Annotated in this window: 12 protein-coding genes and 1 pseudogene; 9 read left to right on the top strand and 4 right to left on the bottom strand. The window is 63.4% G+C overall.

The window, feature by feature from the left end:
• Positions 1-63: 63 nt before the first annotated feature.
• The 4 genes from SBI67_RS14280 to SBI67_RS14265 are packed head-to-tail and all read right to left on the bottom strand — an operon-like array spanning position 64 to position 2468.
• Complete coding sequence (locus tag SBI67_RS14280) at positions 64-897, bottom strand: thymidylate synthase family protein (protein WP_318981167.1); 834 nt, start codon at positions 895-897, stop codon at positions 64-66.
• A complete protein-coding gene (locus SBI67_RS14275; protein ID WP_318981166.1) occupies positions 894-1829 on the bottom strand; it encodes an ImmA/IrrE family metallo-endopeptidase in 936 nt (311 codons plus the stop codon). The genes SBI67_RS14280 and SBI67_RS14275 overlap by 4 nt, the downstream gene beginning before the upstream one ends.
• 4 nt (positions 1830-1833) lie before the next feature.
• On the bottom strand, positions 1834-2193 hold the full coding sequence (locus SBI67_RS14270) for a helix-turn-helix domain-containing protein (RefSeq protein WP_318981165.1): 360 nt from the start codon (positions 2191-2193) through the stop codon (positions 1834-1836).
• A complete protein-coding gene (locus SBI67_RS14265) occupies positions 2190-2468 on the bottom strand; it encodes an acyl carrier protein (protein ID WP_318981164.1) in 279 nt (92 codons plus the stop codon). Before SBI67_RS14265 ends, SBI67_RS14270 begins: the two co-directional genes overlap by 4 nt.
• Positions 2469-2569: 101 nt before the next feature.
• Here SBI67_RS14265 and SBI67_RS14260 point away from each other — a divergent pair, with 101 nt between their 5' ends.
• From SBI67_RS14260 to SBI67_RS14220, 9 genes and pseudogenes are all read left to right on the top strand, one after another.
• Positions 2570-3460, top strand: a complete 891-nt coding sequence (locus SBI67_RS14260) for a nucleoside triphosphate pyrophosphohydrolase family protein (protein ID WP_318981163.1) — start codon at positions 2570-2572, stop codon at positions 3458-3460.
• A gap of 431 nt (positions 3461-3891) precedes the next feature.
• On the top strand, positions 3892-4626 hold the full coding sequence (locus SBI67_RS14255; RefSeq protein ID WP_318981162.1) for a TnsA-like heteromeric transposase endonuclease subunit: 735 nt from the start codon (positions 3892-3894) through the stop codon (positions 4624-4626).
• Entirely contained in the window at positions 4623-6767 is a 2145-nt protein-coding gene (locus SBI67_RS14250; protein ID WP_318981161.1) for a TnsB C-terminal domain-containing protein, read from the top strand. The genes SBI67_RS14255 and SBI67_RS14250 overlap by 4 nt, the downstream gene beginning before the upstream one ends.
• Positions 6767-7892: pseudogene (locus tag SBI67_RS14245) on the top strand (ATP-binding protein). Before SBI67_RS14250 ends, SBI67_RS14245 begins: the two are co-directional and overlap by 1 nt.
• Complete coding sequence (locus tag SBI67_RS14240; protein ID WP_318981160.1) at positions 7889-10504, top strand: TniQ family protein; 2616 nt, start codon at positions 7889-7891, stop codon at positions 10502-10504. The pseudogene SBI67_RS14245 and the gene SBI67_RS14240 overlap by 4 nt, the downstream one beginning before the upstream one ends.
• A gap of 256 nt (positions 10505-10760) precedes the next feature.
• Positions 10761-12269: a DUF3375 family protein gene (locus tag SBI67_RS14235; protein ID WP_318981159.1), complete on the top strand. Its 1509-nt coding sequence runs from the start codon at positions 10761-10763 to the stop codon at positions 12267-12269.
• The gene (locus SBI67_RS14230; protein ID WP_318981158.1) at positions 12266-12997 is read left to right on the top strand and encodes a DUF4194 domain-containing protein; all 732 of its coding nucleotides are present in this window, start codon (positions 12266-12268) and stop codon (positions 12995-12997) included. Before SBI67_RS14235 ends, SBI67_RS14230 begins: the two co-directional genes overlap by 4 nt.
• Positions 12990-16343, top strand: a complete 3354-nt coding sequence (locus SBI67_RS14225) for an ATP-binding protein (protein ID WP_318981157.1) — start codon at positions 12990-12992, stop codon at positions 16341-16343. Before SBI67_RS14230 ends, SBI67_RS14225 begins: the two co-directional genes overlap by 8 nt.
• Positions 16330-17547 carry a Wadjet anti-phage system protein JetD domain-containing protein gene (locus tag SBI67_RS14220; protein WP_318981156.1) on the top strand — a complete coding sequence of 406 codons (1218 nt, stop codon included), beginning with the start codon at positions 16330-16332 and terminating at the stop codon, positions 17545-17547. The genes SBI67_RS14225 and SBI67_RS14220 overlap by 14 nt, the downstream gene beginning before the upstream one ends.
• The last annotated feature ends 37 nt before the right edge of the window (positions 17548-17584 follow it).

Below are 17584 nucleotides of genomic sequence, written 5' to 3'. Positions count from 1 at the left end.
CGGCCGGGGCCGAACTTCTCGACTACGCCCACGCCTGCCTTTCCGTGCTCGATGACCCCGCGGTTAGCGCACGCCTTCTCGCAGCGTCGCCTCACCGCTGGTAGCAGCAGCCAGATCCTGCCGCAGCGCGGCCAAGGCGGCGATGCGGTCCTGGCGGAGATGGTCGGCGTGCGCGTGGCCGACCACCACGGTCAGATGGCCGGCGCTCAGGCCCGCTTGGTCGGCGAGGTAGCGCTGCAGTCGGGCGATTCCGAGGTAGTTGCCAAGCCCACGCTGCATCAGCCATTGCGAGCGGTAATGGGCGACTGCGTGCAGAGATGAGCAGTCATGTTGGAATGACAGGAACGACAGGCATGGAAAGCCCATCGGAGAGCTGTCCTTGCTCGGCTCGAATATCGGCGCGCTCTCGCTGAGCGGATCGGCGGCCTCGGCCGGTGTTTCCAACGTGGCTTCGTATCGGGCGCGTTTGGGGCCGTTGGTGCCTAGCTCGACGGTGAGGGCACTGACGATGCGCTCCAGCTGATTCGTCGTGCCCGTCGCCCCCGGATAGGCGACCAGCCGATGAAAGTACGTGCCGTTGCGGTTGTTGCGATCTAGACGCCGCAACTCTGGGAAGACCTGCTGATAGCGGGCGCCCAACGCCGTGACGTCGGGGGTCTGTGCCGCCATCGCGGCAGGGAAGATGGTGTTGGCGACGGTTCTCACCCCCGGCAGTCGCACGTCGGCCAGCAGGTCAGCCGCAGCTCGATGGATCCGGGGGTTGCCATCGACACCGGCGTCGAGGATCCGGGTCACGGTGTGAAACGCCTTGCGTTGCGGCTGCGCGGCTACCCACAGGATGGTGTCCAACCATCCAGCCGCGATGTCGTCCACTTCGAGATAGCAGAAGTCGGTCATACGGCACCTTCCGTTGCCTGCGTGGCCGTTTCGGCGCTCGGCCTGTAGATCCCGTACGGGCGTCGACCCAGTACGACGGAATACGACCGTGACGATGTGCTGAGTGTGACGGGGGTGTCGACGTCACCGGGATCACCGCAGCGCGCCGCCCACCCGCCCGCCACTGGTCCGAGGATGTCGGCAGGGCCCTGCACCGTGCACGTCTCGCCGCTGCCGGTCGTGACCACCACGACGTCGCCTGGCGATGCGACGGAGACCGGCGTGTAGACCGGTGCCGCGGCAAGATCCCAGACGTCCATTCCGCGGGTGGAGGCAATGTCCTCGCCAGCAAGCTGGCGTTTGAGTGTCGCCGGCGCGACGGCCGCCCAGCTGCGGGCTTGAGCCTGACTGATCAACCTCAATACGCCAAGGTGGCGTACCGTCGCGGCGAACGTGGTGCCCAGCCGCAATGCGAGCTGGTAGGCCTGTGCGGCGGTATGTGGCGCGGTCACCGCCATGTCGGCACACACCGCCTTTACCGCGGGCCGCGGCATCAGAAACCACGACGCGAACGCCTCGGCGACCTTCTCCTCGTCAGACCAACCACCTCGCCGTGCCGCACGCAGCGACGCCGACGGGTCTGTAGCGTCCGCGCCGGCCTCGATTGACGATTGATGGCCGAAGCGGTGATGGCCGAGCTCATGGGCAGCGGTATGCCGGCGCACAGCCCGAGTAAGGGCGTTGTTCACCATGATCCCGGGATCGGTCCCCGCGCTGTACAAGTACACGCCGAACAAGGAGGGCAGCGGGCGGTACATCAAGGCCACGCCCGCCGCGTCGATCGCAGCACCCACGTCGACCGGCGACGCTTGGGTGTCGATTCCCAAATCGCCGTGTGCTTGGGCCGCCGCGATCGCGGCCACCCGGTTGGCGCCCTGCCAGGTCATCGCCATGGGCTCACCGCGTACCCGTGCGCCGCACGTGTTGCAGGTATTCAGCGAACTTGAGGATTTCGCGGTGATCGGCCGCGGTCAGATCAGTGAGTACCCGACCGAGTGCCACTGGTATGTCGGTGGGTCCGGCATCGGGCGCATCGACACCGAGGAAGTAGCTCGGTGGGTACTGGTACAGGCGAGACAACTTACGGAGTTCTAGGCTGTCGACCTTACGGTTGCCGCGCTCGATTTCCGAGATCGCCGACCGCGGGATTCCTGTCATCGAAGTGACGTACTGCTGAGAAAGGCCAAGGTACTCGCGCACTTCCCTAAGCCGCCGAGCCAGAGCCTGCTGGTCGAACTCCAGGCCGCCGTCGGTCACGCCGTCTCCTGTCCGGGCTGCGTCCGCTCAAGTTGGCGCCGGACGGCGGCGGCGAAGCCACGCACCGACAACAGCGCTTCTGCGGTCTCTTCGGTCGCGGGCAGCACAACGCCCGTCGCCTCCTGCACCCGAACCAGGATCTCCACCGCCAGAAGGGAATCGAGCGGCATTTCCTCACCCAACGCAAGAAGTTCGTCACGGAGATCTCCGACCGAGACACCAGCTTGCTCGGCAAGTAGCTCCAAGATGAGTTCCTCTATCTCGATCTGAATCAAGCTGCCCACCTTCCTGTTCGCTTTGCAGACCGCTTGTTGGATGATACAACAGTGTTGGGAAACCAGACCAGCTGTCTGCAAATCAAGCAGGGAGGAAACTGATGGAGTTCGACGCCTACCAACACACAGCGCTCGACACCGCGCAGAAGCAGCACGCAGCAGCGGACCGCCCAACCGGCGTCACCATGCTGATGGTGTACCTGCTGGGCTTGGCAGGTGAGGCCGGCTCGGTCGACACCGTCTACAAAAAGCACCTGCGCGACGGCGACGCCTACGGCAGCTGGAAGAAACAAATGCGCGAAGAACTCGGCGACGTGCTGTGGTACCTGGCTGCCATCGCTACCGAAGTCGATCTGCGCCTGGAGGACATCGCGCAGGCCAATCTGCACAAGACCCGTTCGCGTTGGTTGCCGTCCACCAACTACCAGCTCGACGCTGCCGCTCCTGCCCACGAGCAGCTGCCGAGATCGGGCACGATGGAATTCCGACAGACGATCAACGACGACGGTCGTCCGGAAATCACAGTGTGGATGGATGGCCGCCAACTCGGTGACCCGCTCACGGATAACTCCCTCGACGAGGACGGCTATCGCTTCCACGACGTGTTCCACCTCGCGTACGCGGCAATCCTTGGCTGGTCGCCGCAAGTCCGAAAAATGCTGGGCTGCAAGCGGAAATCCATGCCCGACATAGACGAAGCCGAAGATGGCGGCCGCGCCATTGTCGCTGAGGAAGGCCTAGCTCACTTCGCGTTCGCCTACGGCACCCAGCACAACAATCTCGAGGGGATCGAACGTATCGACCAACCGTTCTTGGACTCGATCGCCATGATGACCAACACATTTGAGGTTGGCGCCCGCACCGCCGCCGACTGGGAGTTGGCGATCCTGGAAGGCCATCGGCTGTTCCGCGAACTGCGGCGCTACGGAGGAGGCTCGGTGACCTTTGACGCCGATCAGCGCGTCATGGTGTTCACTCCTCCGACAGAGTAAACGTTGGTGGGCAGTCCCCCAGGGTCTTGGCCATCGGTCCCCGTAGATGCCGTCACTGTGACGAAGCTGCCGAAGTGTCTGGCGCTGTGGACGGGGGATTCAGCTGCGATCTTGTCCGAGAACATCGAGCGAGCAAATGAACGTAGAGCGCGATTGGCCATCGGCAAGAGACAAAGTGTGTTGGCCACTGGCTGAGACACAATGCAAGGTCGCAGCTCAGTGAGCCGCGACTGGCCATCGGAGTTGAGAACCTACATCATTGTAGGTTCTCACGGAACGTGGCGGAATCTCACGAGTGATGGCGGAGCGATGGCGGATCCGCCAGGTTCGTGAGACACGCGAGCTGTTCAATACCAAGGACGCGTTGATCGTCATGTAACGATCAGGTCACCAAAGCAGTCTGATCCGATTGCAGGGCCGAGGTGATCGCCATGGGCCGCAGTGGAGACGAGGCGTCGACTGCCTCTGTCTCGTACCGACGTGCTGACGACCTCAGTGAGGTTGCGCGAGAGTGGACTGCGGCCGGGATCGACGAACTTACCAACGCTACTCCCTGGCGGACCTTTCGGTGGTACCGCGGGCAGAAACACTACTCGGGAAGCTACTGGTCGAGCACCGTTGGCGGTCACGTCATCTACGAATCGCGACTTGAATTGGCACGCTTGCTTTTTGCCGACTTTGACACGAGTGTGCAGTGCATCATCGCTCAGCCGTTCCTGCTCCGGACATCGGTTGACCGCAAGTCACGCAAGCACATCCCGGATTATCTGTTGATCACAGATAACGGCCCCGTGGTCGTGGACGTGAAACCCGCGCACCGTCTCGCCGATCCCAAGGTGACTTTCACATTCGAATGGACTCGCGAACTCATTGAGTCGCGCGGTTGGCGTTATGAAGTGGCGACCGAGCCCATAGCCGTGGAGCTGGCAAATGTCCGCTTCCTTGCGGGATATCGGCGCGGCTGGTTGTTCCGGTCGGAGCTCCTCGCACAACTACGGCAGCAGAATCTGGACGGTTCACCTCTTGCGGACGCCCTCAGTTGTCTGCCGGAGGAGCCAATCCAACATGTCAAAGCTGCTGTGCTGCATCTTCTCTGGCGACAGGAACTGTTGATCGACCTGAGCAAACCACTAAGCCGACGAACGGAACTGAGGAGGCCGGGATGACTTCTGCTGGGGTGCGGTTCGGTGTGGGAACTCGGCTCGTGCACGACGGGGAGTTGGTGGAGGTCGTCGAGATCCACGCCGGCCAGACAGGTATGGACGTCGTATTGAAGGCGACGTCGAAGCAGGCTGTCATCCGAGTTCGTCTCAACGAACTTCTCGTGTCAGACAACACGCGAGTAATCCCGGATTCGGAGGGACCGTGCAGCAATGACGACTTCGAGCATGCCGGGGTTGTTCTCGCTCAGCTCAGCGACGTCGAGCGCAAAGAGATGGTCGAGCGAGCGGCGCACATCCGTGAGGTACTTACTGGGTTCCGTTCGGGCAGTGAGGAGTTGGCGCTTCCTGAGGAGCCGCGGCCGGAGTACCGAGCCAATGTGCCGCTGTCGAGACGTTACGTGAGCAAAGCGCGCGAACTTGACGCCGGGGTGCGCTCCATCGAGCGTTGGGTTCAACAGTTCCAGAAGAACGGTGAAGCGGGGCTGGCGTCCACGAGGGAAAAGAGGACCGCCGGCCTGGGTGCGAACGTGGACCCACGGTGGACTGAAACTGCCGTCGAAGTAATGGTAGAGCACATAGACCAATCGCGCCCATCACAGACGATGGTGATCACGCGCACCAACGCCCGTGTCGTCGCGAGGTTCGGCGACGGAGCAGTAGAGTTACCCTCCCGCGCAACGGCGTTCCGTGTTCTTGCCGAGTTGGAGAACCGGTATCCGACCTTTAGGTTGAGCACCAAGAGGAACCGCGACATTGCTGAGCGGCCTGACGGCGTGTACGGAAAGCTACGTCCTACCCGGCCGGGTGAGTATCTGCTGATGGACACCACGCGGCTGGACGTATTCGCGATGGATCCGATCACCTTGCGGTGGGTGCAGGCTGAACTGACGATCGGAATGGACTGGTACACCCGCTGCGTCACTGGAATCAGACTGACGCCGGTGTCCACGAAGTCGATGGACGCTGCGTCCGTGTTGTATCAGGCCTATAGGCCCCGGCCAGCCGGAAAGGATTGGCCAGCCCATGCGGTCTGGCCTGAACACGGTATACCGAAATCAGTTCTCATCGATGTCGATGCGGTTGAACAGCCCGGTGCGGCCGGACCGGTGATCGTGCCGGAAACCATCGTCATTGATCACGGCAAGATCTATGTATCCGAACATCTGACGAGTGTGTGCCAGCGGATGGGGATTTCGATACAGCCTGCGCGATTGCGGACGGGTCGGGATAAGGGGCCGGTGGAGCGATTCTTTCGCACCATCCGCGAGGACCTGCTCCAAGCCTTGCCGGGATACAAGGGCCCTGATGTGCACTCCCGCGGGCTGGATCCGGAATCGGAGGCGTTCTTCTACCTTGACGAGTTGGAGGCGATCATCCGTGAGTGGGTTGCCGTGGTGTATCACCGCCGACCGCACGACAGTCTGATCGACCCGCATATACCGGGGTTGCGGATGTCCCCGGCGCAGATGTTCGAGAACGGTATCGCCCGCGCCGGCTACATCGAAGTCCCACGCGATCCTGATTTGGCCTATGAGTTTCTGAAGGTGGAGTTCCGGAAGATTCAGCACTACGGGGTGGACTTCGGCAGCCGCCGCTACAACGGGCCGTCACTGAACCCCTATCGCAACATGACAAGCCCGTACAAGGGGAAAGCCAAGGGCCGTTGGCCCGTTCATCACGATCCCGACGACATCGCCCGCGTGTACTTCCGTGATAAGGATACCCGCAGGTGGCACACCCTGATGTGGGAGCAAGCCCCGTCGTTGGAAATGCCGCTCAGTGAGGACGCGCTGCAATTCGCGCGCAAGCTCGCCGCTTCTAAGTACACCTACCCCGATGATCGACTTGCGGTTGCGGATCTCTTGGAGCGGTGGAACCTCGGACTGGGTTCAACATTGGCGGAACGCCGCATGGCATTGCGGCTCTCCCGCGAAGACACCCTGATCGACCAGAGCGTTGCGCAGGACGAGGTCGCCACTCTGCCGTCGGTCGCCCGTGTCCTGGCCACAGCAGATCCTCCCGCCGCCGACGACACAGACAAGACGATCGAAGAACCCGATCCCGAGACCGGCGATGACGACGCCGAGGACGAACTCGACGACTACGCCAACGACTTCTACGCCGACGCCCTGGACGACGCGTGATGGCCAAGCCGAACTCGGCACAGCAACAAGCGGAGTCCCCGTTAGACAACCTCACGTTGGCCCGCAAGGAGGGTTGGCAGCGGTTTGTGAACACCGCCGCGCGGAGCTCACCGGAGCCTTTGACCCGTAAGGAGCTTGAGGACCTCAGCGAAGAAGCGTTCGACGATTACAACCGGCAGCGCCGCGAATGGCACGCCAATCTCGGCCCGATCAAAACACCGCAGCTGGCCGCCCTGCATGAAGATTTATGGGACATCGTAGACAGCAACGCCCAGGACGGCGACAAGGCCAAAGGCGCGGTGGCGGTCGACGCCTTTCCCGGACTAGGGAAGACCACATCGGTGCTGGATTTCGCCAAGAAGTTCCACCGTCGCGAAATCAAAGAACAGGGGACCGAAACCAGCGCGGGCCACGAGCGGTGGCCGGTATGCCGGGTCGGGTTGACCGGTAACACCGGCATGGTCGAGTTCAACCGGGCGATGCTGTCGTTCTTCGCCCATCCTGGGATGTCCCGCGGCAACGCCGCCCACTTCGCTCACCGAGCGTTGGACTGCGTACTGACGTGTGAGACCAAGCTGCTGATCGTCGATGATCTGCACTTTCTGCGTTGGCGCAACACCGTCGGGGTGGAGATCAGCAACCACTTCAAGTTACATCGCCAACGAGTTTCCCGTCACCCTGATCTTCGTCGGCGTGGGGCTGGCGGCACGGGGATTGTTCTCCGAAGGGCATTCCTACGAGGACGCGGTGATAGCCCAAACCGGCCGACGCACCACCAAACTCGACATGCGCCCATTCGTGATCGACACCGATGAGGGTAGGCGCGAATGGCGCCAACTGCTCCTGGCCTTGGAGAAGCGGATCGTGCTTGCTGACAAGCATCCCGGCATGCTGGCCGACGACCTCTCGGAGTATCTGTTCGCCCGCAGCACCGGACATATCGGTTCGCTGATGACCCTGATCAATCGGGGCTGCCAGCGAGCTGTGCGTACCGGTGCCGAACTTCTATCCCGTGAGCTGCTGGATCTGGTCAAGAACGACGAGGCGTCGGAGAAAGCACGCCAGGAACTCGTGACGGCCTTCGAGGCGCGGCGACTGACGACAAGGATCGGCAAGGCCGGATGAACACCGTGCGCACCCTGCCGATCCGCGTCGGCCCGATCGGGGGTGAGGCGATCGACTCGTGGCTGGAAGCGATCGCTCACCGCACCCACACCGCGTTCGGCGACCTCCTGGCCGCGGTCGGCCTGAGCCCGTACAACGGGATGGGTACCACTGACTGGATCGTGCGCCTGAATCTTGACGAAGCAGCGACGATCAGCGCGGCGACCGGAATCACCCCTGACGTGCTGGAAATGATGACGCTACAGCATTATTCGGGACGTGCGGTGCGTATCAAATCCGATGCCCGAATGCTCAGCCGAGCATTCCCCTGGGGACGTGGACGGGGATCGCGATTCTGCCCAGAATGTTTGGAAGCGACTGGTGGACGCTGGCAACTGAGATGGCGCCTGGGCTGGACATTCGCCTGCACCATCCACAACTGCTTGCTCGCCGACGCCTGTCCACACTGCGGCGCGGTCCAGCGCCGCCGCACACACATCGGTGACATCATTCCCCAACCCGGCCGCTGCTCGCACCGGGCGCCTGACGCAATCGGCCGCACCCCACCAAGGTGCGGCGTCGACCTCACCACCGCGACCGTCAACTCATTCGATCCAGATCACCCCGTGATACACGCGCAGCGGGTCGTGAACTCCGTCCTCGACAGCGAGACCGTGACGTTCGGGGTGTACCAGACCGTGCCGCAGCCACGGCTCAAGGTTCTCTCGGATATTCGTGCTGTCGCTGGCCGGGTACTGGCGTTCGCCACACCACAAGAACTGGAAGCCGTGATCCCGTACGAACTCAACCGCATGTACCGAGCTACCTCGGAGTCCGCGGATTCGCTGTCCGGTCCTGCCCGCACCGGTACGAAGCCTGGGCTAGCGGCGCCGGCACGGGCCGCGACTGCCGCGGTCGGCGTGGTAGCCGCCCTGAATGCCTTGGATCGTCTCGACGTGGCGTCTGCCGGGGACGCACTGCGCTGGCTGGTGTCCTCCTCGCGGGAGCGCGGATCGGCGGTGAATGCGACGAATGTCGCGTGGGGTAAGAACACGTCGCCGGTGCTCACCGCAGTCCAACTCGCCGCCCTCGGACCGATGCTCAACCCCAGCGATCAACTGCGCTACCGCATCGGCACACCAATGCCAGCGCGACCGGCGCCGGGTGCGGAGCGCACCGCGACCCTGGCACGCCGGTTACCCGCGATGCTGTGGCCGACGTGGTCACTACAATTGGCAATTCCGAATTGTCACCAATGGCAGCTACGCCCAGCACTGTCTAACATCCTTCTGCTGGTCAACAGCAGGATGAACCTCGACGAAGCCGCCGGCGTGATTGACAGTTCCATAGATGGCCACGCCGTCTCCCGCGTCCTGCAGCTCCTGGAAAAGCAGGACAAGTGGCCAAGCGTTCGCGCCGCTCTCATCCGAATGGCCGACTACCTCGCTGGCAATGACATCCCGATTGACTATCAACGCCGTCGCCGCGCCGACTACAGCATGCTGCTGCCGGACAAGGTATGGGCGCAGATCTGCCGCGACACGGCCACCCCGGGACCGCGGTCGGTTCGGGCACGTATAGCCCGATGCTTTCTGTTCGAGCGCTTGAGCGGGTGGCCAGCGAGCACGTCGCCGTGGGCCCTGGACGACAGCGCCTTTCGTACAAAGACCGCCGACTTTCCTGGCCATCTGACACCCGGACTCGCCCAGGCTCTCAGCGAACATGCCCACGAGTTCCTGGCCGAGCAGGGTATCGACGACGAACCAGTGACATGGCATCCGCCAAAGGGAGTGCTCGACGGGCTCGACCTCCCCGGACCCAACCCGGACGTAGTCGACATCGTCGGCTTGCACCACGTCATGGCCGCGGACGGAATCAAGCTCGGGACCGCCGCGCACTGTCTGAACACCAGCCTCGACACCGTGCGCTACCTACTGGAGACCCACCCCGCGCCCAGGCCGGAGCCGAGCGCTCCGCTACCAGCTCCCTACAACCGCGCCTACTCGACCGCCAAAGCGTTGCTCTCGCGGGCACGCCTGGTCGATCTTTACGAGCGCGAGCACATGTCGCTGAAGGATATTGCGGCGATGGTTGGAGTCAGCCGCCAGATCATCGCCCGGCTTGCCCGTGACTACGACCTCCCGCTACGCGAACCCGGCCTGCAGGCACGGACGACGATCGACCGGGACTGGCTCTACGACCAGTACGTCAACAAACGTCGCGCCCTACCCGACATCGCCAAAGCGGCCGGCATGAGCACCGCCAACATCGCGCGTTGGGCCAAGACCCACGCCATCCCCATGCGGGAGCGAGGCGGTGGCAGCCACAGCTCCACCCTCGCCGCCGAACGCGACGCAGTTGAGGCACCGGATCTGATCAGGCCCGCACTGGTGGGAATTGGTGGACGCGAACGACTTGAGAGATTCGCCGCGGCAACGCGTTACAGCACGCTCGCGGTCGCCGCCGAAGAACTCAGCGTCGGTCAGGCCGCACTCGTGTCCCAAATCAACCGCATCGAGCGCGAGCTCGGCACCCGGTTACTTATTCGCGCCGAGCGCGGACACCCTATGCAACTCACCGACGACGGCGCACGTGTGGTGGCTACCATTCGAGCCTGTCAACGCAGGGGCTAACAGCACCATTTCAGCTGGGAGCGAGAACGAGCCAGAAAATCGTGCAGTGTTCCTATTCCCGGCCGCTCGTTTTGCGGAGGTGGCCCGGAAGCTGCCGTCTCGGTAGAGCCCCGCCCCGTCGGTCCACGCAACCTCACCTGAACATTCGGCCCACCGCCGGTTGGAGTGAAGAGGGAGCGCATGTCGGTGGGGGCGGTCATGATGTTGCTCATCGCACCGAAGTCAGGAGGCAACTGTGTCCGACATCGTCAGGCGCGTGCGCGCTGCACGGGAGGTGATGCAGAAGCCGACCTTCGGCCTGTTTCGCAAGCTCAGCCCGGAGGTGGCGTTGGCGATTCTGGAGTCGGCCTTCCCCGACTCGGATGCGGTGGTAGATGCCGATGTGCTGCATTCACGGGTCGATGCCCTGCTCGATGAGCTGGTTGCCGCCGGGGAACGAGTTCCGCAGCGCAGTGGCGGGGAAAACGGCTACCGGATCACCGGCCGCGAGATGTGCCGGGAGTTGCTCGGCGACAAGCTCCTGGGTCGCCCAGCCGACACCGACGGCTACCTGCTGACCCCCGCAGCCGTGCAGGCACACGAAATCGTAGGGCGCATGCGCGTCGACAGGCCGTTGGCGAATAGTTCGAGGCTCAACGCGATTTTGCAGGCTGCACGGGAACTCTCACGTTTGGCGACCGTCGACCGGGCAAGCCGCCTAGCGCAGCTGGACTCCGACATTGTCGCTGCGCGTGCGCGAGTCGATGAGTTGGCGGCTGAACGGGACCGCATCGCCGGTGGCGGGGAGATCGAGGCCGCCGATTACGGGGCGCTGATCGAGTCTTACACCCACCTTGAAGACTTGGTGCGCAGGTTGCCAACGGACCTGGCCAGGGTGCGTGAGTCGATCGACGTCGAGCATCGGCGCACCATCGCCGAATTGCGCGCCGACGAACGATCCACCGGCCAGGCAGTCATCGACCACTTGGACAAGACGGGAACCTTGCTGCTCGACACCCCGGAGGGGCAGGCCTTCCAGGGTGTTCGGGAGTTGTTGGCCGACCAGACCCGGTTGGCGTCGTTGCGGGACGACCTCGACACAATCCTGTCGCATGCGGTGTTTCAGGAGGCTTTGCGGCCCGACGAACAAGACGCGTTGGCCCACACTCCGGGGCGGTTGCGGATGAACATGGGGCTGGTTCAGGAAAAGCTCGATCGCGCCATGTCGACACTGTCCGGCTACATCGTCTCCCGCGGCCTGGTCTCGGAACGGGAATTAGGGCGCGTCCTCAACGACCTGGGCACCGCCCTAGCCACCATCCTGGAACGGACTCCGCGCGCGGTGATCGATCTCGACGTTCTCCCGGAAGGTATCGAATTGGCATATCTGCGTGAGCGGTTCGACCTTTCCATCGCAGAGCCGGATCCGCAGGACTTGGCCGACACCTGGGACGAGCAGCCCGACCCGCCGTCGCTGGCCGAGCTGGTCGCGTTGGGCGGGCCCCGGCCTGAAACGGTGCGCCACATCGTGGAGAAGCTGGCGCAGCGGCCCGAAGCCAGCCTCGGGGAAGTGTTCAACGGCCTGCCCGTCGAATTCCGTCGACCGGTGGAGCTGTGGGGATTGTGGCAGGCCGCGGCCTCGTCGGGGTTCGACTTCGGCAGTTGCGGGGACACCGAAGAATTCCACGTCGTGCGACCTGACGGTAGCGCTGCGACGTTCGTGGCGGACCGGATCTTTTTGAGCCCCGGCCAGATTTGGTACCTGCAATCCCTGGAGGCGTCGTGAGCATCAGCATCGACCCTGAAGGTGAGGACTTCACCGACGATGAGGTTTTCGTCGAGTCGGCCCGGCCGCTGTTCAATGGCGATGGCGGCGGCCTGACGTTGCCGCAACGCGTTGCGTTGATCAAACTCGTCAAACAGCCGTACTTGTCGGCCGCCGAACACCCCGAGGACTGGGCGACCCTGGTGGCGTCCCAACCGGTGATCACCCACCGGTTGCACGACCTGCTGTTGGACCTGCGCGTCGACGCCGCTAGCAAGGTGGCCTACAAGGTGGCTGCTGCCTTGACCGACGATGTGGCTGCGCCGAGCCTGCTGCGCAAGACCCGGTGGACGGCCAACCAGACCGCTCTGCTGGTGGTCCTACGGCAACGGCTGCGCCTGAGGGCGACCCCGTCAGACCCCGTCTTTGTCGACTTCGAGGAACTCGTCGCGGCCATGACCACTCTGTTGCCCGCCCACGTCGACGAATCCCGGCCCAAGACGGTCACCAAAGCGGCCCTCGAATCCTTGGGAAACCTGGGTGTCGTCAAATCTGCCCCCGGCAGCGACGACCGCTACTGGATCAACCCCGTCCTGGAATCGTTGCTGCCGATCAACAAGCTGCGCCAGCTGCTCGATGCCCTCACCCAGTCCACACCGGCACACGCAGATAGTCGCGGGCCGGATCAGAACCACCCCGAGGCCGATCCGCTCACCGCCGCCGGCGGCGAAGGTGCGCGCGGTGAGTGAGCGCGAGCCAACGTGGCGGCTGCACTCCCTGCAGATGACGAACTGGGGGACCTTCCATGGCTCGGGGCACGTCCTGGAGTTCTCACCCAGCACGACACTGATCTCCGGGGCGCCCGGCAGCGGCAAATCCACCCTGCTCGACGCCTACCTGGCCGTGATGATGCCCGGAAGCCGACTGCGTTTCAACGAGGCATCCAACGAAACCACCGGCCGCAACCGCGACGCCACAACCGGACAACGAACCCTGCTGTCCTACCTTCGAGGAAAAACCGGCGAGTTCCGCGAGCGAGGCTCAGCTGAAAAGCGCGACAAACTCCTGCGCGGCAACGGTGTACCCACGTGGGGCGCCATCGCCGCCAATTTCATCAACGACGCGGGAGGGCAGTTCGCCGCCATCCGACTGTACTTCGTGGGCACCGCCGCCGACACCGATAGCGACATCACCAAGATCGGCCTCACTGCGGACACACACATCGACACCGACATGTTCGACAAGATCAAAACCAACAAGGGATTTCGCCGCGAAGACCTCGAAACGCACTTCCCCGTCAAGTACCACACCCGCTCCACCGAGTTCGACGCGAGAGTGCAACTGCGACTCGGTATCGGTGCCGGAGGAGAGGGCGCCGAAGCACTGATCCTATTGTCGCGCATCCAATCCGGCAAGGCCATGGAATCCGTCGACACCATGTTCAAAGAACTCGTGCTCGACGAGCCCGAAACCTTCGAACGCGCTGACAACGTCGCCGCCGCCTTCACCGACACCGAGTCGGCCTACCGCACCGCCGTGGAAGCCGGCGCCAAACGGGACGCATTGTCACGGATCGTCGAGCTGCACACACAGATCAGTGAATGCACGGCCCAAGTCGGCACCTTTGAAGCCATCGAACGCCAAACCGAGACGGGTGCGAGCGTGCTGCGGACCTGGCTGCGCCGAAAAGAACTGCAGCACCTCGAATCTGCAGTGGACGCCAACATCGTCGCACGCGATCAGCTCGAACCCGACCACAAACGCACCGAACGCGCCGCCAATGAAAAACTGGAACACTTCGAGCGCCTCACCAAACTCCTTGCCGCCGAAGGACGCGACCTCGAAGCCCTCGAAGGCGAGCGCACCCTGGCCGACAAGCGGCTAGACGACATCACCACGAACAAGGCCGCATTCGACCAGGACACCGAAGTGCTGAACCTCACGCTGGCCACACCTGAAGATCTCACCGCCGCCCAGGCCGCGGCAGCCCAGTTCCTCAACAGCCACGCCGACGAGAAACAGCGACTGAGCGCACTGCGCAAAACGGCCACCATCGACGCGGGCAAGGCCGACGCCTTGGCGCGCCACCTCACCGAGGAACGCGAACAGGCCGAAAAAGCGCCAGGCCGCATGCCCGTTCGGCTGCTACGAGCGCGGAACACGATCATCGAACACACCGGCCTGAGCGTGGAGGAACTACCGTTCGTCGGAGAGCTGCTCGACATCAAAGACACCCATAGACAATGGCGCGTGGCGGCCGAGGTCACACTGGCGGGCCTGGCCCGCATCATGCTCGTCGACGAGACGCGGCTCAGTGAATTCTCCGTCAGCATCGACAGTTTGACGATGCATCGCATCAACTTCGAAGGTGTCCCACTCGGCGCGACACGTACAGCCACACCCCTGGCCGGCCACATCTCCGAGGTTCTGCAATTCGCCGATGACTCACCGTTCATCGGCTGGATATATGACCGGATTTGCGGCTCCAGCGACGACGCGCAACGCGTAGACAGCCCCGACCGACTTGGCGGGACGACCCTGAAAGTCACCCAAGCCGGACAAACCCGGCGAGGCAAACGCGGCGCCGCCGGCACCGCCGACGTCGACCCGGTGATCGGGTTCTCCAACGAGGCGCGCCTGGCCGAGCTCGACGAGCAGATCCTCGCCGCACGCCAGGAACGCGACGCCTCCGACGCGCGGGCGCGTGAGTTCGACAAGCAAATCACCCATCTCGATACTGTCGCGGCCGCGCAGGTGACGGTGACCCGAGCCCACTGGGACCGCATCGACAAAGACGGCGCCGCGCAGGCTGTCGAAAAACTCGACCGCGCCATTCGTGATGTCGTGGAAAACAATCCAGTGCTGCAGAAGCTGCGCACCGACAAGGACGCGGCCGAGGAGGCCTATAAGGAAGCCGCCAAACGCGCTGCCGAAGTGCGACTTCGCATCGAAGATCTCTCGGATCAATTCGACGCCCTCGTACGCCGCGAGACCGCACTGGTAGGGCAACAAACACTCGATGTCACCGTCAGCGACGACCAGGCAGCGGTACTGGGCGAACTCCACACCGAAGTCACCGCAGTCGACGTGCCGGACTACAGCGAAAAAGGGTTCGGCAGCACCGCTGCTGCAGTGGGACGTAAACTGCGCGACGAACGTGCCCGCGCCGGCGAACGCGCCGCCGCAGCCCAAGACGCCATTGAGCTCATCTTCGCCAGCTACAACAAGCAGTGGCCAGATGACCCCAACCGCGGCGTGCACTACGACTCCTACCAGCAATACGCCGACATCCTCGAACAGATCACCGCCGACGAGGTGTATCTGCTCCGGGAGAAGTGGCGCCAAAGCATGGACGACCAGGCCGTCAACCACCTCATCCAGCTCAAGAACGCCTACGACGACGCGCATGCCCGCATCGAGGAGCGCCTGGCACCCATCCGCCGCATCCTGGCCACGCTGCCGTTCGGGGAACGCCGCCGCCGCATCAGCATCGAGCGCGACTTGCGCGTACTCGATGAGGTCGTTGCCCTGCGCGCCAGCATCGACGCACTCACCACCGAGCTGGCCAAGCAACGCACCGACGAGGAATACGAGGTGCGTTACCACCAGATGCGCGAAATCATCGACCAAATCCGCAGACCAGAACCGGGAGCCGGTGGGGCAGCGCGCCGGCGTCGGCTACTGAACGTCAACGAGCACATCTACATCACCGCCATCGAATACGACCCGGGCGACCCCGACCACGTTGAGATCAAACGCTACGACCAGCTTGCCCCACTCAGTGGTGGCGAACGCCAGGAGTTCGTCGCTTTCATGTCGGCGGCCGCACTGCGCTACCGGCTCGGCGACACACACCACGAGCGACCGAGGTTCGCACCGGTCGTGCTCGACGAGGCCTTCATCAAGGCCAACGGCGACTTCGCACGCCGCGGCGTGGACGCCTGGACCGAGCTCGGCTTCCAGCTCGTGATAGCGGCCCCGCAGGACAAGGTGACTGGTGTGGAGACGCTCATGGCTGAACGCAAGTGCATCACCAAGAACCCCGAGAATCGTTCCTACATATCCGACTATCGCCTCGATAATGAAGACGCCTGACGATGTCGCGGCGTCGGCCGCAGCCAAACTCAAACGCTGCTGGGCGCACAGTCTGGTTGACCCCGACGGCGGCGACTGGCCACAGAGTTGGGCGATCCTGCCAAAGGCGACCACCAATAAGTCGATCGCGGCAATTCCCGCACCACATCTGCGGGAGTTGATCCGCCGTTGGCACATCGCGGCCGCCCAACGGCCCGGTGTCGCCATCAAAGAGCAGTTTTGGAAGGTGCATGGAGGGCAAACCCTGCCGCAGGAGGTGACTATCACCGACGTCGACTCGGCAGCAGCAGTGGCCGGTGAGAGGGATTGCCCCCTCGGCCACTGGTCCGTGCTGTTGACGATTGCTCGGGCGCGCGAGCTGCGATTGCGCGAAGTGAACCCTAGCCTGCCAGAAAGCCAGATGGAATTCCTGCTGCGCTCCACAATCGGTTACAGCGAAACGGATTTCGCACTGCTATGCGCGGTCGCCACGTGGTTCGCCGCCAATGAGGCCGCCGCGCTGGGGTTGACCCCGAGACAGGTGCCCCTACCCGGGGTCCATGCCAAGTGGCTCAACGCACACCAGGAGCAAGTCGCGACTTTGGCCGGCTGCGGTGACGGGCTTCGGCTGCTGCCGAATCACGCGCCACGGATCCACTTCACCTACCTTGACCCCTATTATCGGCGGTCCGGTGGGCGCGTCCAGGACTCTCACACCCTGGGGGACGCCCTGCAGTTGCCCTACCGGCCAAACGTGATCGTCATCTCCGAGAACAAGGACACCGCAATCCTGTTTCCTCCAACGTCCGACGCGATCGCTGTCGAAGGTGGGGGCAACGAAGGGGCGAAGAGGTTGCACCTCTTCGATTGGATCACCCACTGTCCCAACATTATTTACTGGGGAGACCTCGACGCAGCAGGGTTCGCCATCGTCAACACCTACCGCAATGAACTGCCAGTCCGCACCATCCTGATGGATCACTCCACCTACTTGCGGTACGCGCAGTTCGGTACCAACCACTACCCCGACGGGCGCTTGATCCCGGCGGGCGGACCGCCCCTGCCACGTCTCACCGACCACGAGGCGGTGGCGTACGCCGCGGTTACGGACCGGACTGCCGATCCTCGGCGCATTGAGCAAGAACGCATTCCACTAGCTATCGCTGCGGAGGCGTTGGCATCCTCTTGTGCTGCCCAGCGGGTCGCCGACCCGGATAAGAGTTGATCGAGTACCAATCTCATCCCGCTATCGATGATGGGAA

The sequence above is a fragment of the Mycolicibacterium chengduense genome (assembly GCF_033741155.1).
In the GTDB taxonomy this organism is placed as follows: Bacteria; Actinomycetota; Actinomycetes; order Mycobacteriales; family Mycobacteriaceae; genus Mycobacterium.
This window is presented reverse-complemented; position numbering and strand designations above follow the sequence as displayed.

Excerpts from the sequence above, each read along its gene's own strand:
- SBI67_RS14260 (WP_318981163.1), top strand. The coding sequence starts at position 2,570 with ATGGAGTTCGACGCCTACCAACACACAGCGCTCGACACCGCGCAGAAG.
- SBI67_RS14250 (WP_318981161.1), top strand. The coding sequence starts at position 4,623 with ATGACTTCTGCTGGGGTGCGGTTCGGTGTGGGAACTCGGCTCGTGCAC.
- SBI67_RS14275 (WP_318981166.1), bottom strand. The coding sequence starts at position 1,829 with ATGGCGATGACCTGGCAGGGCGCCAACCGGGTGGCCGCGATCGCGGCG.
- SBI67_RS14255 (WP_318981162.1), top strand. The coding sequence starts at position 3,892 with ATGGGCCGCAGTGGAGACGAGGCGTCGACTGCCTCTGTCTCGTACCGA.
- SBI67_RS14280 (WP_318981167.1), bottom strand. The coding sequence starts at position 897 with ATGACCGACTTCTGCTATCTCGAAGTGGACGACATCGCGGCTGGATGG.
- SBI67_RS14220 (WP_318981156.1), top strand. The coding sequence starts at position 16,330 with ATGAAGACGCCTGACGATGTCGCGGCGTCGGCCGCAGCCAAACTCAAA.
- SBI67_RS14240 (WP_318981160.1), top strand. The coding sequence starts at position 7,889 with ATGAACACCGTGCGCACCCTGCCGATCCGCGTCGGCCCGATCGGGGGT.